This window comes from endosymbiont GvMRE of Glomus versiforme, assembly GCF_003546845.1.
Genome location: NZ_NWVA01000004.1, coordinates 46,201 through 68,413, shown reverse-complemented (window position 1 = coordinate 68,413; position 22,213 = coordinate 46,201). Strand labels below are relative to the sequence as shown.

At 32.5% G+C, this 22,213-nt stretch carries 32 protein-coding genes and 1 pseudogene; 18 read left to right on the top strand and 15 right to left on the bottom strand.

Annotated features, from left to right (window positions below):
- Window positions 1-184: 184 nt before the first annotated feature.
- Window positions 185-478, bottom strand: a complete 294-nt coding sequence (locus GvMRE_RS08220) for a hypothetical protein (protein ID WP_147410728.1) — start codon at window positions 476-478, stop codon at window positions 185-187.
- Between the two features lie 242 nt (window positions 479-720).
- On the opposite strand from GvMRE_RS08220, the gene GvMRE_RS08215 reads away from it, so the two are divergent.
- The 4 genes from GvMRE_RS08215 to GvMRE_RS08200 all read left to right on the top strand — a co-directional run bounded on the left by GvMRE_RS08215 (window position 721) and on the right by GvMRE_RS08200 (window position 4,749).
- A complete protein-coding gene (locus GvMRE_RS08215) occupies window positions 721-984 on the top strand; it encodes a hypothetical protein (protein ID WP_147410727.1) in 264 nt (87 codons plus the stop codon).
- Entirely contained in the window at window positions 971-1,339 is a 369-nt protein-coding gene (locus GvMRE_RS08210) for a type II toxin-antitoxin system PemK/MazF family toxin (protein WP_147410726.1), read from the top strand. The genes GvMRE_RS08215 and GvMRE_RS08210 overlap by 14 nt, the downstream gene beginning before the upstream one ends.
- Before the next feature lie 183 nt (window positions 1,340-1,522).
- Window positions 1,523-1,726: a hypothetical protein gene (locus GvMRE_RS08205; protein WP_147410725.1), complete on the top strand. Its 204-nt coding sequence runs from the start codon at window positions 1,523-1,525 to the stop codon at window positions 1,724-1,726.
- 134 nt (window positions 1,727-1,860) lie between these two features.
- The gene (locus GvMRE_RS08200) at window positions 1,861-4,749 is read left to right on the top strand and encodes a coiled-coil domain-containing protein (protein WP_216361635.1); all 2,889 of its coding nucleotides are present in this window, start codon (window positions 1,861-1,863) and stop codon (window positions 4,747-4,749) included.
- 5 nt (window positions 4,750-4,754) lie between these two features.
- Here GvMRE_RS08200 and GvMRE_RS08195 read toward each other — a convergent pair whose 3' ends face one another.
- The 3 genes from GvMRE_RS08195 to GvMRE_RS08185 are packed head-to-tail and all read right to left on the bottom strand — an operon-like array spanning window position 4,755 to window position 6,202.
- Window positions 4,755-5,348 (bottom strand): hypothetical protein, encoded by a 594-nt coding sequence (locus GvMRE_RS08195; RefSeq protein WP_147410723.1) that lies wholly within the window; start codon window positions 5,346-5,348, stop codon window positions 4,755-4,757.
- 37 nt (window positions 5,349-5,385) lie between these two features.
- Complete coding sequence (locus GvMRE_RS08190; protein WP_147410722.1) at window positions 5,386-5,934, bottom strand: tyrosine-type recombinase/integrase; 549 nt, start codon at window positions 5,932-5,934, stop codon at window positions 5,386-5,388.
- Window positions 5,924-6,202 (bottom strand): type II toxin-antitoxin system PemK/MazF family toxin, encoded by a 279-nt coding sequence (locus tag GvMRE_RS08185; RefSeq protein ID WP_172575332.1) that lies wholly within the window; start codon window positions 6,200-6,202, stop codon window positions 5,924-5,926. The genes GvMRE_RS08190 and GvMRE_RS08185 overlap by 11 nt, the downstream gene beginning before the upstream one ends.
- Before the next feature lie 1,050 nt (window positions 6,203-7,252).
- Here GvMRE_RS08185 and GvMRE_RS08180 point away from each other — a divergent pair.
- Window positions 7,253-7,822: a hypothetical protein gene (locus GvMRE_RS08180; protein ID WP_147410720.1), complete on the top strand. Its 570-nt coding sequence runs from the start codon at window positions 7,253-7,255 to the stop codon at window positions 7,820-7,822.
- Between the two features lie 69 nt (window positions 7,823-7,891).
- On the opposite strand, the gene GvMRE_RS08175 is transcribed toward GvMRE_RS08180, so the two are convergent.
- From GvMRE_RS08175 to GvMRE_RS08160, 4 genes are read right to left on the bottom strand one after another with little or no spacing between them, the layout of a single operon-like run.
- Entirely contained in the window at window positions 7,892-8,221 is a 330-nt protein-coding gene (locus GvMRE_RS08175; protein ID WP_147410719.1) for a hypothetical protein, read from the bottom strand.
- Window positions 8,222-8,244: 23 nt separating this feature from the next.
- Window positions 8,245-8,424, bottom strand: a complete 180-nt coding sequence (locus tag GvMRE_RS08170) for a hypothetical protein (protein WP_147410718.1) — start codon at window positions 8,422-8,424, stop codon at window positions 8,245-8,247.
- Between the two features lies 1 nt (window position 8,425).
- Window positions 8,426-8,602, bottom strand: a complete 177-nt coding sequence (locus tag GvMRE_RS08165) for a hypothetical protein (protein ID WP_216361634.1) — start codon at window positions 8,600-8,602, stop codon at window positions 8,426-8,428.
- A gap of 1 nt (window position 8,603) precedes the next feature.
- Complete coding sequence (locus tag GvMRE_RS08160) at window positions 8,604-9,170, bottom strand: hypothetical protein (protein WP_147410716.1); 567 nt, start codon at window positions 9,168-9,170, stop codon at window positions 8,604-8,606.
- A 320-nt stretch (window positions 9,171-9,490) separates the two neighbouring features.
- On the opposite strand from GvMRE_RS08160, the gene GvMRE_RS08155 reads away from it, so the two are divergent.
- The 4 genes from GvMRE_RS08155 to GvMRE_RS08140 are packed head-to-tail and all read left to right on the top strand — an operon-like array spanning window position 9,491 to window position 11,982.
- Entirely contained in the window at window positions 9,491-9,907 is a 417-nt protein-coding gene (locus tag GvMRE_RS08155) for an HU family DNA-binding protein (RefSeq protein WP_147410715.1), read from the top strand.
- A 20-nt stretch (window positions 9,908-9,927) separates the two neighbouring features.
- Window positions 9,928-11,157 (top strand): DNA recombination protein RmuC, encoded by a 1,230-nt coding sequence (gene rmuC, locus GvMRE_RS08150; RefSeq protein WP_147410714.1) that lies wholly within the window; start codon window positions 9,928-9,930, stop codon window positions 11,155-11,157.
- Window positions 11,158-11,185: 28 nt separating this feature from the next.
- Complete coding sequence (locus tag GvMRE_RS08145) at window positions 11,186-11,680, top strand: ERF family protein (protein ID WP_147410713.1); 495 nt, start codon at window positions 11,186-11,188, stop codon at window positions 11,678-11,680.
- A gap of 20 nt (window positions 11,681-11,700) precedes the next feature.
- Complete coding sequence (locus GvMRE_RS08140) at window positions 11,701-11,982, top strand: hypothetical protein (RefSeq protein WP_147410712.1); 282 nt, start codon at window positions 11,701-11,703, stop codon at window positions 11,980-11,982.
- 42 nt (window positions 11,983-12,024) lie between these two features.
- Here the strand turns inward: GvMRE_RS08140 and GvMRE_RS08135 are convergent, their stop codons facing one another.
- The 6 genes from GvMRE_RS08135 to GvMRE_RS08110 all read right to left on the bottom strand — a co-directional run bounded on the left by GvMRE_RS08135 (window position 12,025) and on the right by GvMRE_RS08110 (window position 15,501).
- Complete coding sequence (locus GvMRE_RS08135) at window positions 12,025-12,474, bottom strand: transposase (RefSeq protein WP_147410711.1); 450 nt, start codon at window positions 12,472-12,474, stop codon at window positions 12,025-12,027.
- Between the two features lie 25 nt (window positions 12,475-12,499).
- Complete coding sequence (locus GvMRE_RS08130; RefSeq protein WP_147410710.1) at window positions 12,500-13,183, bottom strand: hypothetical protein; 684 nt, start codon at window positions 13,181-13,183, stop codon at window positions 12,500-12,502.
- A gap of 185 nt (window positions 13,184-13,368) precedes the next feature.
- Complete coding sequence (locus GvMRE_RS08125) at window positions 13,369-13,818, bottom strand: hypothetical protein (protein WP_147410709.1); 450 nt, start codon at window positions 13,816-13,818, stop codon at window positions 13,369-13,371.
- Window positions 13,819-14,116: 298 nt separating this feature from the next.
- A complete protein-coding gene (locus tag GvMRE_RS08120; RefSeq protein WP_147410709.1) occupies window positions 14,117-14,566 on the bottom strand; it encodes a hypothetical protein in 450 nt (149 codons plus the stop codon).
- Window positions 14,567-14,605: 39 nt separating this feature from the next.
- A complete protein-coding gene (locus GvMRE_RS08115) occupies window positions 14,606-15,217 on the bottom strand; it encodes a ParA family protein (RefSeq protein WP_216361633.1) in 612 nt (203 codons plus the stop codon).
- On the bottom strand, window positions 15,217-15,501 hold the full coding sequence (locus GvMRE_RS08110; protein WP_147410707.1) for a hypothetical protein: 285 nt from the start codon (window positions 15,499-15,501) through the stop codon (window positions 15,217-15,219). Before GvMRE_RS08110 ends, GvMRE_RS08115 begins: the two co-directional genes overlap by 1 nt.
- Window positions 15,502-16,585: 1,084 nt before the next feature.
- Here GvMRE_RS08110 and GvMRE_RS14475 point away from each other — a divergent pair.
- The 8 genes and pseudogenes from GvMRE_RS14475 to GvMRE_RS08070 all read left to right on the top strand — a co-directional run.
- Window positions 16,586-16,780: pseudogene (locus GvMRE_RS14475) on the top strand (tyrosine-type recombinase/integrase); the annotation flags it as partial.
- Between the two features lie 15 nt (window positions 16,781-16,795).
- The gene (locus tag GvMRE_RS08100; protein ID WP_147410706.1) at window positions 16,796-17,245 is read left to right on the top strand and encodes a hypothetical protein; all 450 of its coding nucleotides are present in this window, start codon (window positions 16,796-16,798) and stop codon (window positions 17,243-17,245) included.
- Window positions 17,246-17,533: 288 nt separating this feature from the next.
- A complete protein-coding gene (locus GvMRE_RS08095) occupies window positions 17,534-17,926 on the top strand; it encodes a hypothetical protein (RefSeq protein WP_147410705.1) in 393 nt (130 codons plus the stop codon).
- A gap of 78 nt (window positions 17,927-18,004) precedes the next feature.
- Window positions 18,005-18,976 carry an Eco57I restriction-modification methylase domain-containing protein gene (locus tag GvMRE_RS08090; RefSeq protein ID WP_147410704.1) on the top strand — a complete coding sequence of 324 codons (972 nt, stop codon included), beginning with the start codon at window positions 18,005-18,007 and terminating at the stop codon, window positions 18,974-18,976.
- 1 nt (window position 18,977) lies between these two features.
- A complete protein-coding gene (locus GvMRE_RS08085; RefSeq protein ID WP_147410703.1) occupies window positions 18,978-19,637 on the top strand; it encodes a hypothetical protein in 660 nt (219 codons plus the stop codon).
- A 333-nt stretch (window positions 19,638-19,970) separates the two neighbouring features.
- A complete protein-coding gene (locus tag GvMRE_RS08080; protein WP_147410702.1) occupies window positions 19,971-20,201 on the top strand; it encodes a hypothetical protein in 231 nt (76 codons plus the stop codon).
- 89 nt (window positions 20,202-20,290) lie between these two features.
- Window positions 20,291-20,626, top strand: a complete 336-nt coding sequence (locus GvMRE_RS08075) for a hypothetical protein (RefSeq protein WP_147410701.1) — start codon at window positions 20,291-20,293, stop codon at window positions 20,624-20,626.
- Window positions 20,627-20,628: 2 nt separating this feature from the next.
- Window positions 20,629-21,048, top strand: a complete 420-nt coding sequence (locus GvMRE_RS08070) for an HVO_A0114 family putative DNA-binding protein (protein WP_147410700.1) — start codon at window positions 20,629-20,631, stop codon at window positions 21,046-21,048.
- A 4-nt stretch (window positions 21,049-21,052) separates the two neighbouring features.
- Here the strand turns inward: GvMRE_RS08070 and GvMRE_RS08065 are convergent, their stop codons facing one another.
- Window positions 21,053-21,439: a hypothetical protein gene (locus GvMRE_RS08065; protein ID WP_147410699.1), complete on the bottom strand. Its 387-nt coding sequence runs from the start codon at window positions 21,437-21,439 to the stop codon at window positions 21,053-21,055.
- Window positions 21,440-21,976: 537 nt separating this feature from the next.
- Between GvMRE_RS08065 and GvMRE_RS08060 the strand changes: the two genes are divergently transcribed.
- The gene (locus tag GvMRE_RS08060) at window positions 21,977-22,174 is read left to right on the top strand and encodes a hypothetical protein (protein WP_147410698.1); all 198 of its coding nucleotides are present in this window, start codon (window positions 21,977-21,979) and stop codon (window positions 22,172-22,174) included.
- Window positions 22,175-22,213 lie beyond the last annotated feature (39 nt).

The following is a 22,213-nucleotide window of genomic DNA, read 5'->3' as shown; positions in this document are numbered from 1 at the left end:
ATTACCAAGTTTTTAATATGGGCTAGGGTCTTTTTTACTCATTCTTGCTTTTGTTTTTGTTGCTGGATTTGCTTTTTACCAAAGAATTTTCAATAAATAACTCACCCAAGCAAAAACGCCAGCAAAAATAGTAAAAGTAAAATAATTAGGAGAAATCTAGTGTTTGACATGAAAAAAACACCAACTATTTCTTTTGCCCCACTGTTTCTTTAAATAACTCTTGAGAAATTTCTAAGCAATATTTTTTGTTTTTGTCGTTTTTAACATAATCAGCCTTATTGACAATAGTATCCAAGGCATAAGCCACTCTAACTGCTAAACGAAAAACTTCTTCGGGGTCTTTGCTTTCTCAGGCTCTTTGAGAACAACGAATAATTTGTTTTAGAGTTTTTGATTGAGGATTGGTTTCTAAGCAAGCAATGATTTTAGGCATTTCAATTTTAGTTAGAATTTGTTTAATTTGGGAAGATTTATCCATAAAAAAATTTTTTACTTTCACCACCAAAAACACTTAGCGTTCCACTTCAAAATACCCTCTCCAAGTCTCGCATTTTACGAGACCCACGAAGTCTTGTTAATTAATGCGACACGATAGGTATATAAGTAAAAAGCAGTATTAAGAGCCTTCAACAAGCCTAGAAAGAAGAAAATGACTGACTGATAAATTATAAATGTAGTGATAATGCTTAAGTATATAAGCAAGCATTAAAAATATGTATTATGTCCGGACACAATGTTAATATTTATTTTTCTGAAAAAACTTATCAGAAAATCAAACCTTTAATTGAAAAAAGAAAAGTTAGTGAATTTGTTAATAAAATAGTTGAAAAAGAGTTAGAAAAGGAACAAAAGCAAGAAAAAGAACAATTAAGAAAACAACTAATCGCAGCTCATAAAAGAATAGCCAAAAACCAGAAATTAAAGAAAGAACTGGCTCTTTGAGACGAAACAGTTGACGACTACATTAATAATGAAAAAAACTAAAAAAATACCCAAAAAAGGCGAAATTTGGTTGGTAAAATTCAAAAGAGCCAAGGAAACCCCAAAAACCTTTCGCCCTTGTCTAGTAATTAGCAACGACACTCAGAATGAGTTTAATGACTTAATAGTGGTAGCACCAATCACTACTGAGAACATTGAGAATATTGAACCCTTTGAAGTTTATATTGAAAATACCCCTGAAACTGGCTTAGACCATCCCAGTAAAGTTCTATTTATTTTTCCCATGACCATTGATAAGGAATTGCGTTTAGTTGGTCAACAAAGGCTCGGGTTAGCCAACAAAAAAGTCATGCAAAAAACCAAAATAGCATGAAAAATTGCTTTTGAATGAGAATAAAACCTTAAAATTTATTTTATAAACAAATATTATGACAAAAACAAATTCTGAATAGAAGAAATAAGATATCACATAGAGGATTTAAAATTTGGAAATGATTCTTTACCAGACCAATGACAATTAGATTTTGAAGACAAAACTAACGAACAAACAAAATCCCAAGCAATATTTTTTTTAAATAAAATGTGAAATGATTGCCATAATAACCAAACTTTTTTTACCCTTAAAAGAAATAAGAAAAGACCTAGTGATTTTACCAATAGGAGAAAAAAAGAATACTATTCTGCTATTGAAACCGAACTGTTTAAGGAAGAGAGAGAGAGAGAGAGAGAGAGAGAGAGAGAACACAACCAATTCCATCTAAACCAACTGAACCCAAAAAATTAGATAATACAAACAAAGAAAATCAAACCCAATCTTTAACTAATTGAGGATGAAATAAGGCTCAACAATTAGGAGAAATTGCTGATAATGGTTTTCGGGTCTTCAAAAAAGCAGTCAGACACCCGCTTGAAGCCACTATGATAGTGCTAGGACTAACTGGGGCAGGATATACGGCTGGCTACCGGGACGGACAAAATTCCAATAATTCTTTGGCTCTTTATCAAGGTTCATCAGTTCCAGACTGTCCAGTTAATTTTAATCCCCAAGAATTCCACCAACTCCAAACTAATTTTAACCAAGCCCAAGCTGAAAATCAAAGGCTGTCCCAAGCAATTAACGCTCTCTACCAAGCCAATTTTAATAAAGACCATAAAGACATAGAATTAGTGGCTCAAATTAAACAAATAGAGAATGAATTAGCCACTGTTAAGAGACAAAAAGAAGAAACCGAGGAAAATAACCAAAATGATTTAGTAATAGAGGATTTGGAAGATAAATTAAACCAAACCCAGCAAAAAGTAGTCAATTTAGAAGAGCAATTAACCAACCAAGAAGAAACTCACCAGCAAAAAATTAAAGATTTGAAAGACCAACTGGCAACTAGTCAAAATAATGCTAACCAAACTTTCCAAGATACCGAAAAGAAATTAAGCAAGCAAATCCAAGATAAAGAACAGATTATTAGTCAACTTCAAAGTAATCTTACTCAAAGCAAAAACAATTTAAACCAAGTCAAAACTGATAAAGAACGCTTACTTAAAGGAGTTAATGAACTTAATACAGAAAGACAAAAGAATTATGACAAAATCAAAAAACTCAATAATAAAATCTCCGACTATGAAAAGGCAGAAGCCCAGCAAGAGCAAAGTATCAAAAATTTAACAACCGAGTTAAATACCGCCAAAATAAAAGCCCAAAAAGAGCAAGCAAACTTAGCTACACAATTAAACATTTGAAAAGAAAAAGCCGAGACCAATCAACTTGCTTTTCAAAAAAAAACTGATGAATTAACTAATACTTTAAAATCCCTTGCTGATTTACAGCAAGAAAACCGTAACCTCAATCAATCTGTTACTGACTATCAAAACCAAGTAAAAGATAAAGAGAAAGACTTTGCTAATTTAAATGCTAAACTAGAAACCAGCCAAAAAGAAAATCAAGAGCAATTTAACCAACTAAAAAAACACCAGCAAGCCAAAACTCAACTGGAGGACCAACTAACAGATTTAGGAAAAGATAATCAACAATTAAACCAAACTATTAGCGAACTACAAGGCAAAATTACTCTAACCGCCCTAGAAAACAACCGAAAAGCTAAAGATTTAGAAACCAAATTAGCCAATCAAGCCTCAGATTATAAGGATAAAAAACAAAAATTAGCAAATAAAATTATCAACTTAAAAGCCGACTATGAAAAAGCAAATCGTCAGCAAGAAGATAAGATTATTGATTTAGAAACTTCCTTGGAAGAAAATAAATGAGAAAAGGAAAACCTTAATTCCGCCATAGTTAACTTACAAAAAGATTTAAAAAACCGTGAGCAAAAACTTACGAAAACTTACCAAGAATTAAATGAAAAGCAAAGAATATTAGAAGAAACTGATAACAAACTCCAAAACCAAACTGCCATTAACCAGCAAAAAGAGCAAGCTATTCAGCAATTAGAAACTAGTCTCACTGACACGAAAAATACTTTGGATAATACCCAAGCACAATTAACTCAAAGCCAAGAACAAAATACTCAACTAACTGAACTTAAAACCGAACAGGAAAAAAATATTGCTGATTTAGAGGAAAAGCTGGGAGACTTACAATTTGATAAAGAAGAATTAGAAATGACTATTGGATTTTTACAGCAAGAAGCAAAAGACCAAAAACAAACTTTAACTTCTCAAATAAAGATATTAGATAATAAATACCGCCAAACTAGAAATAATTATCAGAATAGCCAGTTAGAGTTAGCAAAAAAAAGCCAGTTAATTAAAGATAATGCTGAAACTATTGAAAAATTAGAAAAAGAAAATAGCGACCTTCATCAATTTGCTACTAAAAAAAGAGAACAAGCGACCCAAAACAAAGCAAAAATACATCAATTGGCTAATAAACTAAAAACCCAAAAACCAAAAGGGCAAGATTGACAAGACACTAAGGCTAGTTTATTAAGATTAGCCTTTGAAATAGGAGGGATAGGATTACAGTATCTAGCCAACAAAGGCACTACTAAAATTTTAGAGGAAAAATTACAAGATGAACAAAATCACAGCAATAACTTACAAACTCAAATTAATAATCATGTTTGTCTTGTTGGAAATGCCCCTGATTGTCCTTATCCTCATGATGATTATAGCCAAATTATAGAACAAAGAGATAAGGCTTACCAAGAAAAGGAAAGTCTTAGCCAAGAATTAAACCAACTTAAAGCCGAAAAAGACCAAGCAATTAAAGATAAAGAAAGCCAAATCATTAATCAACTTAATCAAGACTTAAAATTAGGCTTAAAAGAACCAACTTTAAAAGAAACTATTAGCAAAATTCAAGAGTTAATTAATAAGCCTCCAACTTATTGAGCAGACGATAGCAAAACAGAAGAATTAGAAAAAAGTTTAGAGCAAAGTCAAGCAACTATTACTAAACTAGAAAGAGAATTAGCCAGCCAAGAATTTAAAGATACTCCTTTTGAAGAAAGTTTAGATATTACTAAAAATGACACTGTTAAAAATATTGAGTTAGCAAGTTTAGAAAAACAACTAGGTATTAGTTTAAGTAAAGAAATAAGAGAGCAAATTCAACAAGCCACTAGTTATCAGCAAATGGTTAAGTTAAGAAATAATGCTATACAAAAGCATTTGGAGAAAAATATTAATCTTAATCAAAGCGTTAATAAAGAAACAACTGAATTGGCTCCACCACCAACAACAACAGCAAATAAAGAAAGAATTATTTTGATTAGTTTATTAGTAGTGAGTTTAGTAAGTATTGGGGGATTGCTGACAAAAATCGCTAAAAGTAAAAGCAAAAATACTTAAAAAGACTAATTTAATCTCTCAATAACTTTAATTCTTTCCTCAATATCTTTCAGCAAATAATAGAGGTCAATTTTAGCTAAATCAACATAAATATTCTTTAAATGATTAAGAGCAGGATTACTATCTAAAACTACTTGATTTTTAGCAAAATTGCTGATTAAAAATCTTAAATGCGGCTTTTTCGAGCATTCTAGATAAATAGAAAAAGGTTGAGAATCAATGCGAAAGGTTCAATTCTTTCCAGTCTCTTTTGCAAGCAAGCTAGTAAGTATTTGCACTTTTTCCGGAAGTTCTTTTTTTAACTTTTCCTGATTTTGGATAGTTTCTTTTTTGTTTGCTTTGCCAGCAGTTTCTACTCACGAGGTAACTTCTTCATTGTTATCTAAAAATTCTATGGCTTGGCAAGAGAATCCAAAACTAGTCTTTTTACATTTTAAAAAGCAGATTTTATTTTCTGAGGAATAATCTCGCAAATATTTTTCCCCAAAAGAGCAGACAAACCTACCTTCTTTATTCTCTAAAGTGGCTTTGTATAATTTCATGAATTGAACTTCGTGGTAAATTGGTTTGCTGATGAAGCGAGCTATTGTTTTTCACATGGTTTATTTAAGTTTTTGTTATAGTTGATTTTATCCATTAAATTGGCTTAAACTTTAATAAATTCTCTAAATTGCTCCCTTTCACGTACAAAGCGGTAGTTCTCACATTAGCATGTCCTAAAACTTTTTGGAGTACTGGCAAAGGCATGCCACCAATGGCATTATAAGTAGCAAAACACCTCCTTAAAGTATGGGGGGCAAACTCTACATTTTTCGGAATATTTAAACTCTCTTTTGCTTCCCTTAAAAACTCAAAAAAATTAAATCTATTAGTCTGATTTGGTTTTCAATTATGACTCTTCAAAACCTTAATAATCTCTGGAGCCACGTAAACGTATCTTTCTTTACTTCCCTTGCCTCTCAATAAATATAAACCCTTATATTCCAGGGCAGGATGTTCTAAATTGTAGTCAAAACTCAAAGCTTCACTGACTCTTAATCCTGCCTTTCAGCATAAAAGAAACAAGCAATAATGGATTCATTTTTTGCTTTCATGTCTTTTGTTTTTGCGATTAACTAAATAATCATGAACTTGGTTAAGTAATTGTTGACTAGGGAGTTGTTTAAGGGGTTTTTTATTTTTCATAATTTTCTTCTAATTCACAAATAAGATGGAGTAATTTGCTTACCTCTTTCATTATTTCTGGTGAAACTGCTCCTAATTTGCCTCACTCTCATTTTACTCTTTTCTTACTAATTAAACGAATTTGTTCCGGTAAAATAGTTGATTGCTTACCGGCAAAGTTTACTTCTAAGTGAAAAGGAATGAAAGAAACCGGCTTAGAAGTCATGGGAACAATGATTATTCCACTGTGAAACGTATTTAGCCAATTATTAGTAATTGCAATNTTCACAGCACGGTTAGCCAAACTTTAGAGCCAGAAACCATTACTCACACTAGCACGGTCACTCCAGCACCAGTTCACAGCACGGTTAGCCAAACTTTAGAGCCAGAAACCATTACTCACACTAGCACGGTCAATCCAGCACCAGTTCACAGCACGGTTAGCCGAACTTTAGAGCCAGAAACCATTACTCACACTAGCACGGTCACTCCAGCACCAGTTCACAGCACGGTTAGCCAAACTTTAGAGCCAGAAACCATTACTCACATTAGCACGGTCACTCCAGCACCAGTTCACAGCACGGTTAGCCAAACTTTAGAGCCAGAAACCATTACTCACACTAGCACGGTCACTCCAGCACCAGTTCACAGCACGGTTAGCCAAACTTTAGAGCCAGAAACCATTACTCACACTAGCACGGTCACTCCAGCACCAGTTCACAGCACGGTTAGCCAAACTTTAGAGCCAGAAACCATTACTCACACTAGCACGGTCACTCCAGCACCAGTTCACAGCACGGTTAGCCAAACTTTAGAGCCAGAAACCATTACTCACACTAGCACGGTCACTCCAGCACCAGTTCACAACACGGTTAGCCAAACTTTAGAGCCAGAAACCATTACTCACACTAGCACGGTCACTCCAGCACCAGTTCACAGCACGGTTAGCCAAACTTTAGAGCCAGAAAACAGCAATACAAATAAAATCAAACAATTAGAAAATATTCTTAAAACTGAACAAAAAACTAACCGTGATTATCAGATATTTAATTGAATAAGAACTGCCGGAGAAATTGGAGCAGCATGATATTTAATTAAACTGGGTGATAAAAAAGAAAAATTAGGAAAAATTGATACTATTGATGAAATTGAAGAACAATTAAAAAACGAACAACAAACCCATCAGCAAACTAAACAAGAACGAAATAATTACCGAGACCAAGCCGAACAAGCAAAAACTCAATTAAATAATCATACTTGTCCTATTTCTGTTTGTCTCCACCATGATTACCAAGAAATTAAACAAAAAAATCAAGAACTAAAAATAATTGTTTCTTCCTTGGAAAAAGATATTCACAATAAAGAGCAGCAAATTATTCAAAAGTTAATTACTGATTTAGAATTAATTAATTTAGATGAAAATGCTAACGTAGAGCAAGTAATTGAAACTATTCGACATTTAATTAATAAACCACCACTTACTAATATTGAGTATAAAGGAAATTGAGAAAATGAATTAGAAATAGCCAATCAAACCATCACTAAATTAGAAAAAGAATTAAAAGAAGAGCAAACTCCTTTTGGAGAAGACTTACAAGTTATTAAAAACCTTGAATTAACCAGTTTAACAGAGTTATTTGTTCAAGTAAATAATTACTATCAAGAGCAAATTCAACAAGCCGCTAATTACCAACAAGTAGTAAATGCCCGACAAGCCTTTATTCAAGAGCAATTAAGCCAAAAACAAAATACTTTATCAGTAGTTAATCAGCCTAAGCAAGAATTAATTCAATCACCAAAAAATGAAGACATAATTTTAAAAGTTGCTTTAATTGGAAGTTTAATAACTATTGGAGGATTAATTGTTAGAATGCAAAATGTAAAAAGAAACAAACAAATAAAAAACTAAGGAAACCGAAAGAAGCGATTTTGTTTAGAGCGAAGCAACTAGCAGACGAGCAGAGAAAAGAGAAAAAATTTAAAACTTACTCCGTCATTTCCCACTAACGGGGTCTTTTATTCATTCATCACTTTCCGAGAAAGAAAAGTTAAGCAAAGTGTCAGTGTTCTCTGTTCGCAATAAACGCCGATAGAAAGTTATTTGCCCGTCTCTAACGCATTTATAAAAGGCTTCTCGGGTATTAAGGCGATATTTATCTTGGCGAAAAGAAATCCAGTGATTAGTTAAATGATTAACTTGGAATCAAGTGCCATTAACTTCGCCATTGCGTTCCGTAGCACCTTTTATGGTAAGTTCACGGATAGATTTTCCTTGTCAAACAAAGCACATATCTCCTTTGGTATCCATAGATAAAGGTGATATCAACAAGATTATTCATGCTTTACCTCCTTAACACAGTTAACGCAATAATAATCACTAGCAATTTTTTTCATGGTGATAGTTAAATGTTTTTCATAACAATTTTGACAAGTTTCCGTTTCGGGACATTCTTGATGTTCTACGGATTTTAATCAAAAGGACAGGCTATAACGAGTTAAATTCCTCTCCACTCTATCCGCCGAATTCAGACTTCTCTACTTCATTAGCGTAATCACTAACTCATAATTGATAATTCTTTTCAGTGATATCTTGCTCGGTGATGGGCTGTCTACATTGCGGACATTGGAAATCTTTTAAATAATGGTTTTTTTCAAAAGTTCCCGTGAATTTCAGCAATTCGGCTCTCATTTTAGTAGGAACCTCCTTTCAATTGGTTATTCTCACTCACCGAGTAGTTGACTTGACAATTCTGACACTGATACTCACCAAAACAACCAATACTCTTGCGATATTCACACTCCAAAAGCACTTTTCCTTGTCGTCTAGCTTCTAAACGAGCGAATTTTCTTTCTTCATATTGGAGTTGGCTTTGAATATGGTCTAATTCAAGTTGTAAAATTCGGTGTTGTCTTTCCACACTCTCGCTGACCAATTTAGCAAAGGTTTCAATTCCAATCGCAAATTTAAAAGCAAATTCAACTTTGTTTTTGAGAAGATACTCTAACCAATTATTATCGGGTTGCTTTTTGGCTTTTTCTCTTTCTGCCAAATCGGCTAAGAATTGTTTGCCAAATTTATCCGCTGTTTCTAAACAATTGGCTAAATTGTTCGCTTTTTTGGCTTTGATTTGACAAGTTTTTAACTGCTTTTGGGTTTGCTGTTCTTGCTGCTGTAACTCAGCAATTTGGATTTCCAATTGGGTTTTTTTCTCCTGAGGGAGAGAAGCCCCGTTATTTTGATTTTTTTTATCGTTCATATCTATTTTCATGAGTGAATTTCAGGCGTCGCCGTATGAGACTTGGCGTTGGCCCCAAGGGTGGGGCGAACTGGAAAAAATATGAACTTGCTGAGGATTTTTTTCACTTTTTTATTCATAAAAAACCAACAGGGGTTCGCAAAATTTTCTTATTAAAATTGATATGAAATTAGACGATAAAGAAAATCCTTGAAAAAGGGAAAATTACCCGTAGGGAATAATTTGGGGTATCGGGGAAACTGGCACACTGGGACAGTTTGGGCGATGGAGTTTAAAACTAACGCAATAAAACCAAAGAAAAGAAAGTAAAAACTTCTATTATGTTAGGAATTACCCAAATTAATAAAGAAGTAAACAAAAAAAGTAAAATCGGCAATGAGGATACTACGAAAAAAGTATTAACGGCTTTCTTAGAAACTATTCAGCAAAAGTTAGTTCAGGGTGAGAATATTAACTTTAAAGGTTATTTCACTTTAAAAAGAAACACAACCCAGCCCAAAGGTAATAAAAATTGTGATGAACACCAAAGAGAATTAGAGAAGTTTAAACAGGCTAATAAAGGAAAAGGAGTTGGATTTTACTCTAAATCAAACACTTTTCGTAATTTGGTAGCTAAAACAAGAAATTGTGCTAAATGTAAAGGGAAAAAGCAACAATTAATTAAAAGTGCTAAACCAACTAATAGAGTTAGTTTTAAGGTTAGCAAGGGGTTTTGAAAAGTAAGTAAAAAGAGATAAAACAACTTCTCATATCTAATATGGATGTTCTACCACTAACCTTGTTAATAATAATCATTGTTCTATTAATTATTGGTCTAGTATGGCTATTCTTCTTCCTGCTGCCTAAAAAACAGGAAAAACAATTCAAACTTTATCTTGATTCTCTTAACAAACAAAAAGAAACTAGCAAATTCGAAGAAAACAATGAAGAAACCAAAAAGACCATCTTTGAGTTAAAAGAAAAAATAGAACAACTTTCCCAAAAATTAGAAACTAGCAAGGAAGTAAATAAAACTTTATTGGAAAATGTTGACAAAAGCATTAAAGGAGAAATTGCCAATCAACAAAAGCTATTCCATGAAAAAAATAAAGAGTTAACAGAGAAAATTAATAAGGATTTAGAAACTCGCCTTAATAGTAATCAACAACTAATAAAAACCCATTTAGAAAATTTAAACAAGGGAATATCACAACCTTTGGAAAGACTTAATAATGTTCTTTTACAATCCGATGAACGAGGAAGATGAGGAAATACCCAATTAGACCAATTGCTATCTTTATATCTACAGAAAAATGACAGGATTTACCAAACAGAATTTAAATTAAAGAAAAAAAGAACCAACGGAGAAGGCTTAAGAGTAGATGCTATTGTATTTAGTGCAGATAATAGAAATAATATTGCTATTGATAGTAAATTCCCGCTCAAAAATTATCTCACTTCAACAGATAGCAATTTAACAGAAAAAGAACAAAAAGAATTTGAGAAGAAGTTTGAAAATGATGTAAAAGAACACATTAACAAAGTAGCTGAGTATGTTTCCGATGAAGATGGAACCAAATATGCTATTATGTTTGTTCCTTCAGAGGTCATTTTTAGCAAAATTAATGAACAAAGATATTATAATATTGTTGAAGTGGCTTTAAAAAAAAGAGTTTCCATCTGTTCTCCAGCAATTTTACTAGTTATCATTGACCAATTACAGTTATGAAATAAAATTTGGGAACAGTATAAAGATTTGGATAAAATTACTTCCGAAATTACCAAATTCTGAGATAATCTTAAACTTTTTAAGGAAAGATGAGACAAAATTGTTAAGGCAATTGAGACTAACAACGAAGCCATAAGAAAACTAAATATTAGTACCAGAAAATTAATTGAGGGCGGAGAAAGAATTAAAAATAGAGAAAGTGCTTCATTAGAATTAATAACTGATATTGCCACAGAAGAAACAAAAAAAACTTCTGAAGACTTACCAGAACCTGATTAATTTCTCGAATAAAGCTAAAAATTTAATAATGGTTAAAACTAAAAAACAAGTCAAAAAAACTACTTCAAAATCAACTTCTACCAAGTTAAACATTTATCGAAAACTAGGATTAATTCAAGCCAAAGTTAGTCAGATATTTAAGAATAAGTTTAATAAATTTCAAAACTATGAATATTTTACAGAATATCAAGCTCTAAGCATCTTAAAGCCTTTACTCGAAAACCAAAAACTAACCTTAACTTTTAGCGATGACCCAACCCAAATCACTACAGAAAAACTTGAAAAAGAATGAATAATTAAATACTTGAAAAAAGCTACTATCACTAACAGCGAAGAACCAGAAGAAAATCTCACTTTCCACTTGTGAGCCTTAGGACAAAATATAGATATCGCCAAAGCCAAAGGTTCCGCCGAAACTTATGCGATTAAGTATTTTTTGACTAAATTCTTTTTAATTCCAGTAGTTGATAATTTAGACCCTGATAACAGAAATATACTAACAAAAAATAAACAATTAAGTTAAATAAAAGATAAAATTTCATTATGCCTAAAAAAATTTCCTCTGAGCCCCAAGCTTGTGCTAAATGCCTTAAAAAATACGGTCCTAACCTGATTGATTGAGAACCTTGTAAAAATTGTTCCTGAGTAACCAAAGAGATCAAAACTGAAAACGATGAACTATTTCAGCAAAAAAAAACTAATGAAAAATGTTGTATAGAATGTCAGGAAACTCTTAATTTTCTGGAACTAGAGAAAGGGAAATACCTCTGTGGCAAAAATAAATGCTTACGAACCTACATTGAAAAGAAAAGCGAAAAAAAATAAAAATTTGGTTTTATTAATTACTAGACAATTCAAAATATTGACCTATAAACCATTTTTAGCTTTCTCATAACACTTTTTTACTTTTTCTTGAATTGACTTGATTTTTTTAAAGCTAGGTTTTACTCCTAATTTCATTCATCGCCAACTAGGGTAAATGTCAGGGTGAATACTTAATCATGGTTGCCTTATTTGTTTGCTTCGGTGGTGAGTAAATTTAGATAACAAACGCTCTTTACTTCTTGCTTTTTGTTTTAACTCATCAAAATACTCAAAGCAATGGCGAAAGTAAGGAGTTAAGTCTTGTTTTTGAAGATTTGCTATTTCTCTATCAATTGCTGATTTTAATTCTTCATAGGTTCAGGAACGAGATTTTTCAATATTGTTCCGAATATTGTTAAAGCACAATTCGACTGGGTTCAGTTGCGGAGTATAAGAGGGCAAATAAATTGACTCAATGTTCCCTTTTGTCAGGAAAAGAATAAAATTAAGCAAGTTGTTTTAGAAAAGTGGAAAGATTTTAATTCTTTTTACTAGAACTTGGAATACCAAAAGGTTCTTTGTGGAGAATTTGAGCATTTTGTATCTGTTCAAGAACCAGTTTATTTTCTCCTAGTAGTTTCTTGCCACTTAACAATTCTCCTCATAAATCATTATAAAAAGTTACTTGGTTATTTTCAGAAGTTAAGTTACCACCTTCAACTAAACTTATTTTTGCTGGCTCTCCTGATAATAAATTTTTGTTGTTAAGTTTTTCTTCTAATTCTAGTTCTCAATCAATTAACTTTTCACAATCACCCAAAACTATTTCTACTCTTTTCATTGGCTCTTCATCTCACTTTTCTTCTAGTTCTTCATAAAGTTGATTAAATTCTTTACGAAGTTTTCGCGTAGCAGGAAGATTTTGCTTTTTGGCTTTGCTAAATTCTAAATGAGTTTTGATTAATTCTTGTAGTAAGTCTTTTTCTGGGAAGAAGTTGAGAAAAGCGTCAATAATTTTCTCTTTTTGCATTTTAATTGAGTTGGTCAGTTCCTGAACTCTATTTTCTAAGTCTCTAATTTTTTGCTCTTGATTTTGTAACTGGATTTCTTGTTTTTTAGTAAATAACTTTTCTCTTGGCTCTTCATAATCAGAGAGAGAATTAGCAGCCAGAGCAATTAATTCAGCATTATCTTGCCTTCAACGTGGTCAGTCATAATTCATGAGAGGATTATTTTCAACTTTATAGTCTTTTAATTGCTCAGCCAGTTTTCCTGAACAGTAAAAAATTTTTTTAAAATAGCCTCCGGTCAAACCTAATCTAGAAGCAGTAATATTGACTTTAAAAAATTCTTCGGGTAAATATTCTAAGCCGTTCTCAACATTAGTGCCAACTATGCTTAATTCTTTTAATATTCCTTTTCCTCCTCAATCACTTCTTTACAATCAACACAATAAGTAGGATACTGGTTTAACTGGTCTAAATCAGGAGCAGGAGAATAAACTCTGTCTCTGATGAACTTTCTTTGACAGTTATCACAAATAAAGTTTACTTTTCAGAATTGATTCAGGAGTGGTTTTTTGGTTTCTCTTTTCTTACTTTCAGAAAGCAAAGTTTTTTTATATATTTCCATGGCTCTTTCCAAAATCTCAATCTGATAACAATTTTTTTCAAAGGCCAGTCTTCTTAATTCCTCCGCAAATTCCGGACGACAAGTAAAAGCAATGCGCTTATTTCTGCCCGTAAATCTTTTATCACTGGGGGCTAATTCTGGGGCTTGAATATTTTCACTGGCTTCGACTGGTGCTTCTCCTAATGATTTTAAATCTTTTTTTTTAATTTTATCTCACTTACTCATAATTACAACAATATAACAACATATAGTTATGTTTTAGCATTAATCTAAATAATCNCAGCCAGAGCAATTAATTCAGCATTATCTTGCCTTCAACGTGGTCAGTCATAATTCATGAGAGGATTATTTTCAACTTTATAGTCTTTTAATTGCTCAGCCAGTTTTCCTGAACAGTAAAAAATTTTTTTAAAATAGCCTCCGGTCAAACCTAATCTAGAAGCAGTAATATTGACTTTAAAAAATTCTTCGGGTAAATATTCTAAGCCGTTCTCAACATTAGTGCCAACTATGCTTAATTCTTTTAATATTCCTTTTCCTCCTCAATCACTTCTTTACAATCAACACAATAAGTAGGATACTGGTTTAACTGGTCTAAATCAGGAGCAGGAGAATAAACTCTGTCTCTGATGAACTTTCTTTGACAGTTATCACAAATAAAGTTTACTTTTCAGAATTGATTCAGGAGTGGTTTTTTGGTTTCTCTTTTCTTACTTTCAGAAAGCAAAGTTTTTTTATATATTTCCATGGCTCTTTCCAAAATCTCAATCTGATAACAATTTTTTTCAAAGGCCAGTCTTCTTAATTCCTCCGCAAATTCCGGACGACAAGTAAAAGCAATGCGCTTATTTCTGCCCGTAAATCTTTTATCACTGGGGGCTAATTCTGGGGCTTGAATATTTTCACTGGCTTCGACTGGTGCTTCTCCTAATGATTTTAAATCTTTTTTTTTAATTTTATCTCACTTACTCATAATTACAACAATATAACAACATATAGTTATGTTTTAGCATTAATCTAAATAATCCAACAAACTAGTAATTAGTTGCTTGGCTTGGTTGGTTAATCCAGGATATTTAGTTTCAGTAATACTTTTGCCTTCGTTTTGGGCTTGCTTGTAACTGGTTTTTTCCATAAGGTAAAAAGACGAATAATGATAACCAGCATTTTTTAAGTAGTTTTGGATTGCTTTGGCTTCAGCGGGGGTAGATAAGCGAGTTAAAACAAACAATAGTTTCTTCTTACTAACTTCGGCTTTAACCAAAGCATTAAATTCTTTTACTGCCGGTATTAAATCATCCCTACTGGCTCCGGTAGGTTGAATTACTAAATTTGCTTTTTGGGCTATTTCTAAGGTGGCATGGCTAGTTCTAGCAGGTCCATCAATAATAGTTAAATCATATTTGTTGGCTTCTCTTAATGCTTGTTGAGCAGTAGGAAAAATCTCTACTTTAAATTTACTTTTTTTTCGCAATTGTAATCACTGATAACTAGTGGCTTGTTGTTGGTCACAGTCAGCCAGCAAAACGCTTAATTTTTGCTTTTGGGCTTCGACAGCTAACGCTCGGGCAAGAGTGCTTTTTCCCACTCCTCCTTTTTGGCTGATAAAGGCAATGATAGTCATTATTCTTTTATCTCCTTATGTTCCTCATTGTTTTGTTCTTTTTCTTGCGTTTCATTTTCTTTTAATTCTGATTTGGTTTGCTTGGTTTTAAGTTTTTTTGCTTTCTCTTCTTGCTTGGCTTGATATTCTTCTAAAATATCTTCGGTAAGAATATCATCAATTAAGTTCCTAATACTTAACAATTGCCTTTTAATTACTTGGTTTTCTATTTTTAATTCAGTGTTTTCTTGGATTAGGGATTTTTTGCTGGTTTGGTATTTGTCTCGGTATTTTTTAATGGTCATAGTTATTTACTTTTCTTTCCATATATATAATTTTACACCTAACAAAAATACAGCAATATAAAAACATGTTGTTATATAGTTATATTATTCTACTAAAAAAGTTATGCTTTCAGCCAAACCGCAACAAAATACTTATAGCCCCTCCAATTTTTAAATTAGATAAGTATTTAGTAAGAAATAACTCTTTTTCTCTTGCTGATTTAAATAATTTAAGATAATGCTTTTTATCATTTTAGGCAATAATATAGAATTTTACACCAACAATTAAACTCAAACATTTTTCCTAAATTAAATAATTCTCGGTAGTCAATACATATGGCTAATATTCCGTTCTTTTTTAACATTTCTCTCATAATTATCAAACCAGGCAACATAAACTTCATTCACTTTTTATGCCTTGAAGGGTCATCAGCTTTCACATAATCTCCTAATCTAGGGTCATTGGGGTCTTGGTCTTATAACGAAAATCTTTGCCAGTGTTATATGGTGGGTCAGCAATAATTAAGTCAATTTTGCCGTGATCCTGCTCGAGGAATTATCTTTTTGGTCTCTTGGAGTTTTATTTTACCACTATGGAAAGAAAAATTTGATAACAGTTGAGACAATTATTAAGGACAGTACTACTCTGTGCATAATTAATTACCACTTTCATGGTTAGTTTTTACTAATTGGCTTAGTGTGGGTTGGGCTTGCCTCTGTCTTCTCACTCATGAGCATCAGCATATAAGAACTATGGAAAAAACTAACTCTCTAAAACTCCGCTCCAACATTTCTCGTCGGCTGATTTGGGTAAGAAATTCTTCTTGGGAAAAACTTTTTTTCTGTTGGGATACACAAAATTACGCATAAATTAGTCAATCAAATTTGTCCTAATGACAAATTAGACATAACTCTAATTCTACTCTATTTTGGGTTCACTCCCAACAAAGAAGATTTTAACAAAAAAATATTGGCAAATCGTCGAAAATGTTGACGGAATTTGGTTTGGTAGCAATTTTTAAATTCAGGGATTTTTTGAAAAAAAGTTGGTTTTTTTGAACAAAAGACTGTTTTTTGGGTTCGCATTTTTTATTAGCTGTTTTAAATTGTTATTTGGCATAATATTACCCTACAAAAAATTAATTTCCGCTTTATAACTCCATTTTTATTCCTAGAAATTCCTGCTAATACTGAATTAACCCCACATACTCTCCGCCGTTCATTTGCCATCCACCATGCCGAAGCAGGATTACCTTTACCATTACTCCAAAAAATTTTAGGTCACCAAAGCATTAGAACTACCGCTTTATATTGAATGAATATTTATAATGATGATGACGACACCACCGATATTCTAACTGGTAAACACTGACTAGAAAAGCCCAAACCGCCACAACCTGAACCCGAAATTAAAGTAAGTTTAGAAGAGTTTTCCGAGTTTCCAAACATCCCGCCAAATTTACCACCATTTAGTCCAATCCCAGCAGAGCATTTAACCAAAATTCACCAACTAGAAAACCAATTAAGCCAAATCCAAAAAGAAAATAACAATTTAAAGTCCGAAAACACCGATTTACAAAGTGATTTATCAGAATTGAGCGAGCAAAACACAAATTTACGCCAACAAAAAGCCCAAGAAACCACTGAGAAAAAGCAATTACATCAAGATTTAGTTGCTACTAAGGAAACCATTAGCCAACTAGAACAGGAATTAGCTGGTGAAAGGGAGAAAAGAACCACCGTCGAGAATAATTTACTCACTTAAAAACAAATCAACCAATCTCTCCAAAAAATCAACACTAATTTAACAGCCAAATTAAGCCACAGTGAACAAAACCTCACCAACCTCCAAAATGCTTATCAGCAAGCCCTAAAAGTTAAAGAAAACGCCCAAAAACAGTTAAATCATTTTATCCAGGACATAAAAACCTTTGCTAAAATGCTTAACCAATGACAAAAGATTAATTATTATCAGAAACTAGCCAAAGAACAAAACCAAACGCAAGCCAAGATAGTCCAGTTAGTTAAACCCCCACCCATTAAAATTTAAACAATGAACGAACCAAAAAATAAAGAAATAATAATCAGAGGCTTTGAAGAATTATATGATGTAATTTTCACTACCGATGACTTTAAACATATTAAACTAGAATGACGAGATTCCGATAAATATATAGAAGCCCCAATCGAAGCAATGGATTCTGATATCAACATGACTTTTAATGATGTAATAGAAACTAAATATTTTATGACCTCAAATCGAGAAATAAGAATTTGAGTACACACCCAAGAAAGCGTTAAAACCAATGAAACTTATGACCGAGTTTTTTTGTGATGTGGTTATGACCAAACAGCTTACAAAGGCTTTTTAAATAAAAAAAAAGATGGTAGTGGCTGGGTTTCTTATTTAAAAGTTAAACCGCAAATGAGTTCAAGTCAACAATAAACCCATCTCAAATTTTTCGTTAATAGCAGACAAATTAACAAGGATAACCACTTTGTAAAAATTAAATAAAATCTTAACATGCCTACTCTTTCAGAAAACCAATTAGTAAACATCTCTGAAAAGATTAGACTAGGTTGCTTTTACACTATCCAAAATATATTCAGTTATCCCCATTTCCAAGAATGATTTAATCAAGCCTTAAAAGAAAGCAATAATCTAGTTTTGGAACCCTTTGCCGGTTCCAATAATCTAATTAAAATGCTCCAAGACGAAGGCTATAATTTTGACTTTGTGGCTTATGATGTAAATCCTGCTTGTTTTGAAGTGAAAAAGCGAGATACAATTAAAGACTTTCCCCGTGGCTACAAATTAATCATTACTAATCCTCCTTACCTTGCTAAAAACTCCGCTTGTCGCAAAAAAATTGACTTCTTAGCCACCAAATATGATGATTTATATAAATTATGCCTAGAAATAATGCTAAAAAACTGTGCTTATGTGGGAGCAATTATCCCTGCTTCTTTTATTAATGCTGATTTATTTTTAGATAGATTACACTCTTATACTTTACTGAGTAGCCAAATGTTTAATGATACCGAAAATCCGGTATGTTTGGCTTTATTTTCTCCGCAAAAGTCCAGTTCTGTTTATCTTTATGAAAATGACAAATATGTTGGTGAATTATATTCTCTTAAAAAACAATTAGCCAAAATTCTTACTTTTACCCCAAGGAATTTAGAGATTAAATTCAACGACCAAAACGGCAACATTGGTTTATGTGCCATTGATAACACAAGAGTTCCTTCTATTGCTTTTATTGACGCTCAATTAGTTCCTAAAAAAAAAATAAAAGTTAGTTCTCGCCATTTAACCCGAATATCCGTTAAAGAGAAAGTAAGTTTAGACTTATTGAATAGTAAATTAGCCCAAATCAGAAAAATTACTAACGATTTTTTGCTTACTCCTTTTCGGGGTTTAAGAAAAGATGGTAAATTCCGTCGTCGTTTAGATTTTCAACTAGCGAGGAAAATTATTGAAGCCTGTATATAACATGATAGATTGAGAAAAAGCCCTCCAAGAGCAAGTTAAAAAAAACCTGCTAGAATGTGAAAAGAAGTTAGATAACAAAGAGTATCGCACTAAAATTGAAAAATGATGTCGCAAGTTTGGTTTTGATTTTGCCACTATTTTTGCCAAAGCCAAAGGCTACCAATATTTTCGGGCTTTCTTTGCCAAAGACCCGAAAAAGCAGAACATTTATGAAAAAATTCTTACCGAGCATATTACTTCATTCCCTTTTGTTTCTAACTTTCAAAAATTAAGTAGCGGTGGGAAAAATGCTCTCTATATTGACCGCGGAGTTTTGCGAAAAGGCAGTGAATATCCCCACAATAAACCGGCTAAATCAGTTGACTTTTCTTGAACTATTAAGAATGACAAAGGAGAAGTTATTAATCTTTATGCTTTTCATAAATACATTGAGGAAAGTGGCGGAGCCCAAGATAATCAATTCAAAGAAATTAAACATTGTATCGAAGTGGGAAGAAATGGCAGCCAAGAAGTAAATAGGAGAGTTATTTTTATCTGTGATGGCGCTTATTTCACTGACAAGAAAGTAAAAGAATTGAAAAACTTAATTAGCAATTGAAATTGTGTTGTTTTAAGTAGTAAAGATTTAGAAAAGTATCTAAGAAAAGTTTTGAAAAAATAACTTATTATATAAGCATGCTAATAAATAACAATAAATAAAATACTTTATTTTCTTATACTTCGTGTAATCAACATAATAATTAAAGGCAAGAAAAGTAAAATCAAAAGAAAAACTATATAACCTATAATTCAGGATTTTTGCTGCTGTTGTCGTATAATAGAACACTTTTTACACACGGTTTCACTTCCCATTCACCAGAAGAAGAAACCATCCGACCTTTGAACTTCTTCGCCAGGTGTGATTGGTTTATGACAACGAGAACAAATCATATAAGATTTTTAAGCAGCATTGTTTTTTTATAGGAATAAAAATCATTATATAATAACTCTAAATATGCTCAATAATAATGATACCTTTTGAATAGAACTAATTGAAACTACTAACCAGTTAGAGAAATTAAGCACTAAAATAGATGGTAAGCATTATGTCGGTTTCCTAGACTGACGGGAAAAAAAAGAGCCTGACGGAACAGTAAGAAAATGAAAAAGTGCTAATATGAGAGTGTGTAACTGAGAAAAATGTCAAACTTGTAATCCGCAAATAGAAGAAAAGGAGATATTTTAAATAATGCTGGTATTTGTCATTATTAATAAACAAATTTTTTCTTTGCTCCTAAAAATTAAATATATGTGGTGCTAAAACTACATATATAAATGAAGCAAAAGCGGTATTTGGTTTATTCTATCAGTGAAACATTTATTACTGATAAAGGTTATGAAATCTGTTTATGTATGAAACTTTGGCAATACATTGATAAAGTTTGACCTGAGTTTCCCGAAGGCTACAAAATGGAATGAATTGCTTTTAATTTAACTGAACCAAATAAAGAATTTGTTTTATTGGATAATCATCCTGGTAAGTCGCCACATTATCATATCGACGATAAGAAAAAGCAAAAATTCTTTGCTTGAATTTCTTGTCCTGAAACCGAAAAAATGTTTTTAACTTTGGTGCGACAACACTTTGGTGATTTTGATTTTGAATTATAGTTATGAAAAAGTTTATTTTTAAATATGACCCACAAGCTTCCCCTCGTAGGATGTTTCAAGGTTTTTGAGAAGCAGTGGATACCGGCAAAAAACACATTCAACCAAAAAATTTAATGATTGCTAACCGTTTGGAAACCATTTATCGAGTAGCTAGTCAAGCCCGAATGGACTTATTAGCCTGTTTAGTAACAAAGCAGCCCGCTAATATTCAAGAATTAGCCCAATTGCTTAATCGTGATTATGCTAATGTATGAAGAGATTGCCAAGCCCTAAACAGTTTAGGGATTATCAGATTAAAGAAAATCACCAAAGAGGATAAAAAAACCCAGATTCAACCACTTGCTCTTTATGAAAAGATTGTGATTGAATTTCCGATTAAAATGGCAAGAGGAAAAAGTGTTTCGGTTCCTTTGGGAGCATAATTACCTAAATCAACCCCCTACTCTTATACTTTCTTCACCTTCCCCTATACTTACCTAATAATAACTGCTGAAACTCCCCATTTTTCCGCAAGCATTTGTTACAAATCAACCTTTCCTCACCAACTTTATCATTCCAGAACCTTAATTGATTGCGGTTTTTAACTCCTTTATCTTTTTGCTTGCCAACTATCACTCCTTCACAAAAACTACACCAAGCAAAGTAGTTTTTAGCAGCAGTTTTATTGCTTTGCTGATAAGTCAGCCCACTCTTAATTACTTGGTCGGCTATTTTCTTTTGCTGTTTTTTAGTTAAGCGTTTTTTCTTTCACCCACATTTAAAGCAATTCACGGGCAACTTTTCATAAGCTGCCACTTCCAGCTTATTTTCCAAGCGGTAAATTAAGCATTTGTGGCATTGTGGACACAGCCACAAGTTAACTTCTCTGTGTGCTAACTCGCAGTTCTGTTTACAATAAATAGCATAAGTTCAGTTTCGTTGGTCAGCCGCGTTCTTGCCAGAGTTTTTGATAACGAGGGGTTTCTTGGGGTTTTAGGTTCCAAAGTGAACTCACTGGCACCAATCTAATTTCCGGTGAGCTGCATCACTGACAAGCAGGAGTTTTGAAATGTTTCTTTCTTACACTTTTTAAAGGAGATTTATTTATCTCTTTTGAATTAAAAATACTCCTAAATTATCACCTTTGCTTTTCATAGAGATATTTTTAATATCTGTCCGTCTATTGTCTAATTTAAAAAAAAGTAGCAAAAAAAATTTTGTGAAAAAGCGAGATTTTGCCTTAAATTGAAAGGATTTTCACTCTTTTTCTCACACTTTTCCCAGCAATTCACCCTTAGCAAGCAAAGGATTTTGGCCGGACAATTTGTTTCATTCACTTTTATAAAAAAAATAAATTATTTATTTAATTAATTGAACGGCGAAAGTTGAAAGGATTTGCCGACTAAAAGGAGACAAAAACGAGAAAAAACGAGGAGAAAAGAATGGTTTTTTTGTAATATTTTGGAAATGAGCCGACTTGGAACAAAGCGACAAAGGCGAGGAAAGGAGTCAACCCGAGGGGCGAGCATCGGCGGGTTGGGAAAGGAGGAAGAGAAGATTTTTGCTTAAAAATGGGTAAAAATGAAAGGTTTTGGTGGAAAAATGGGG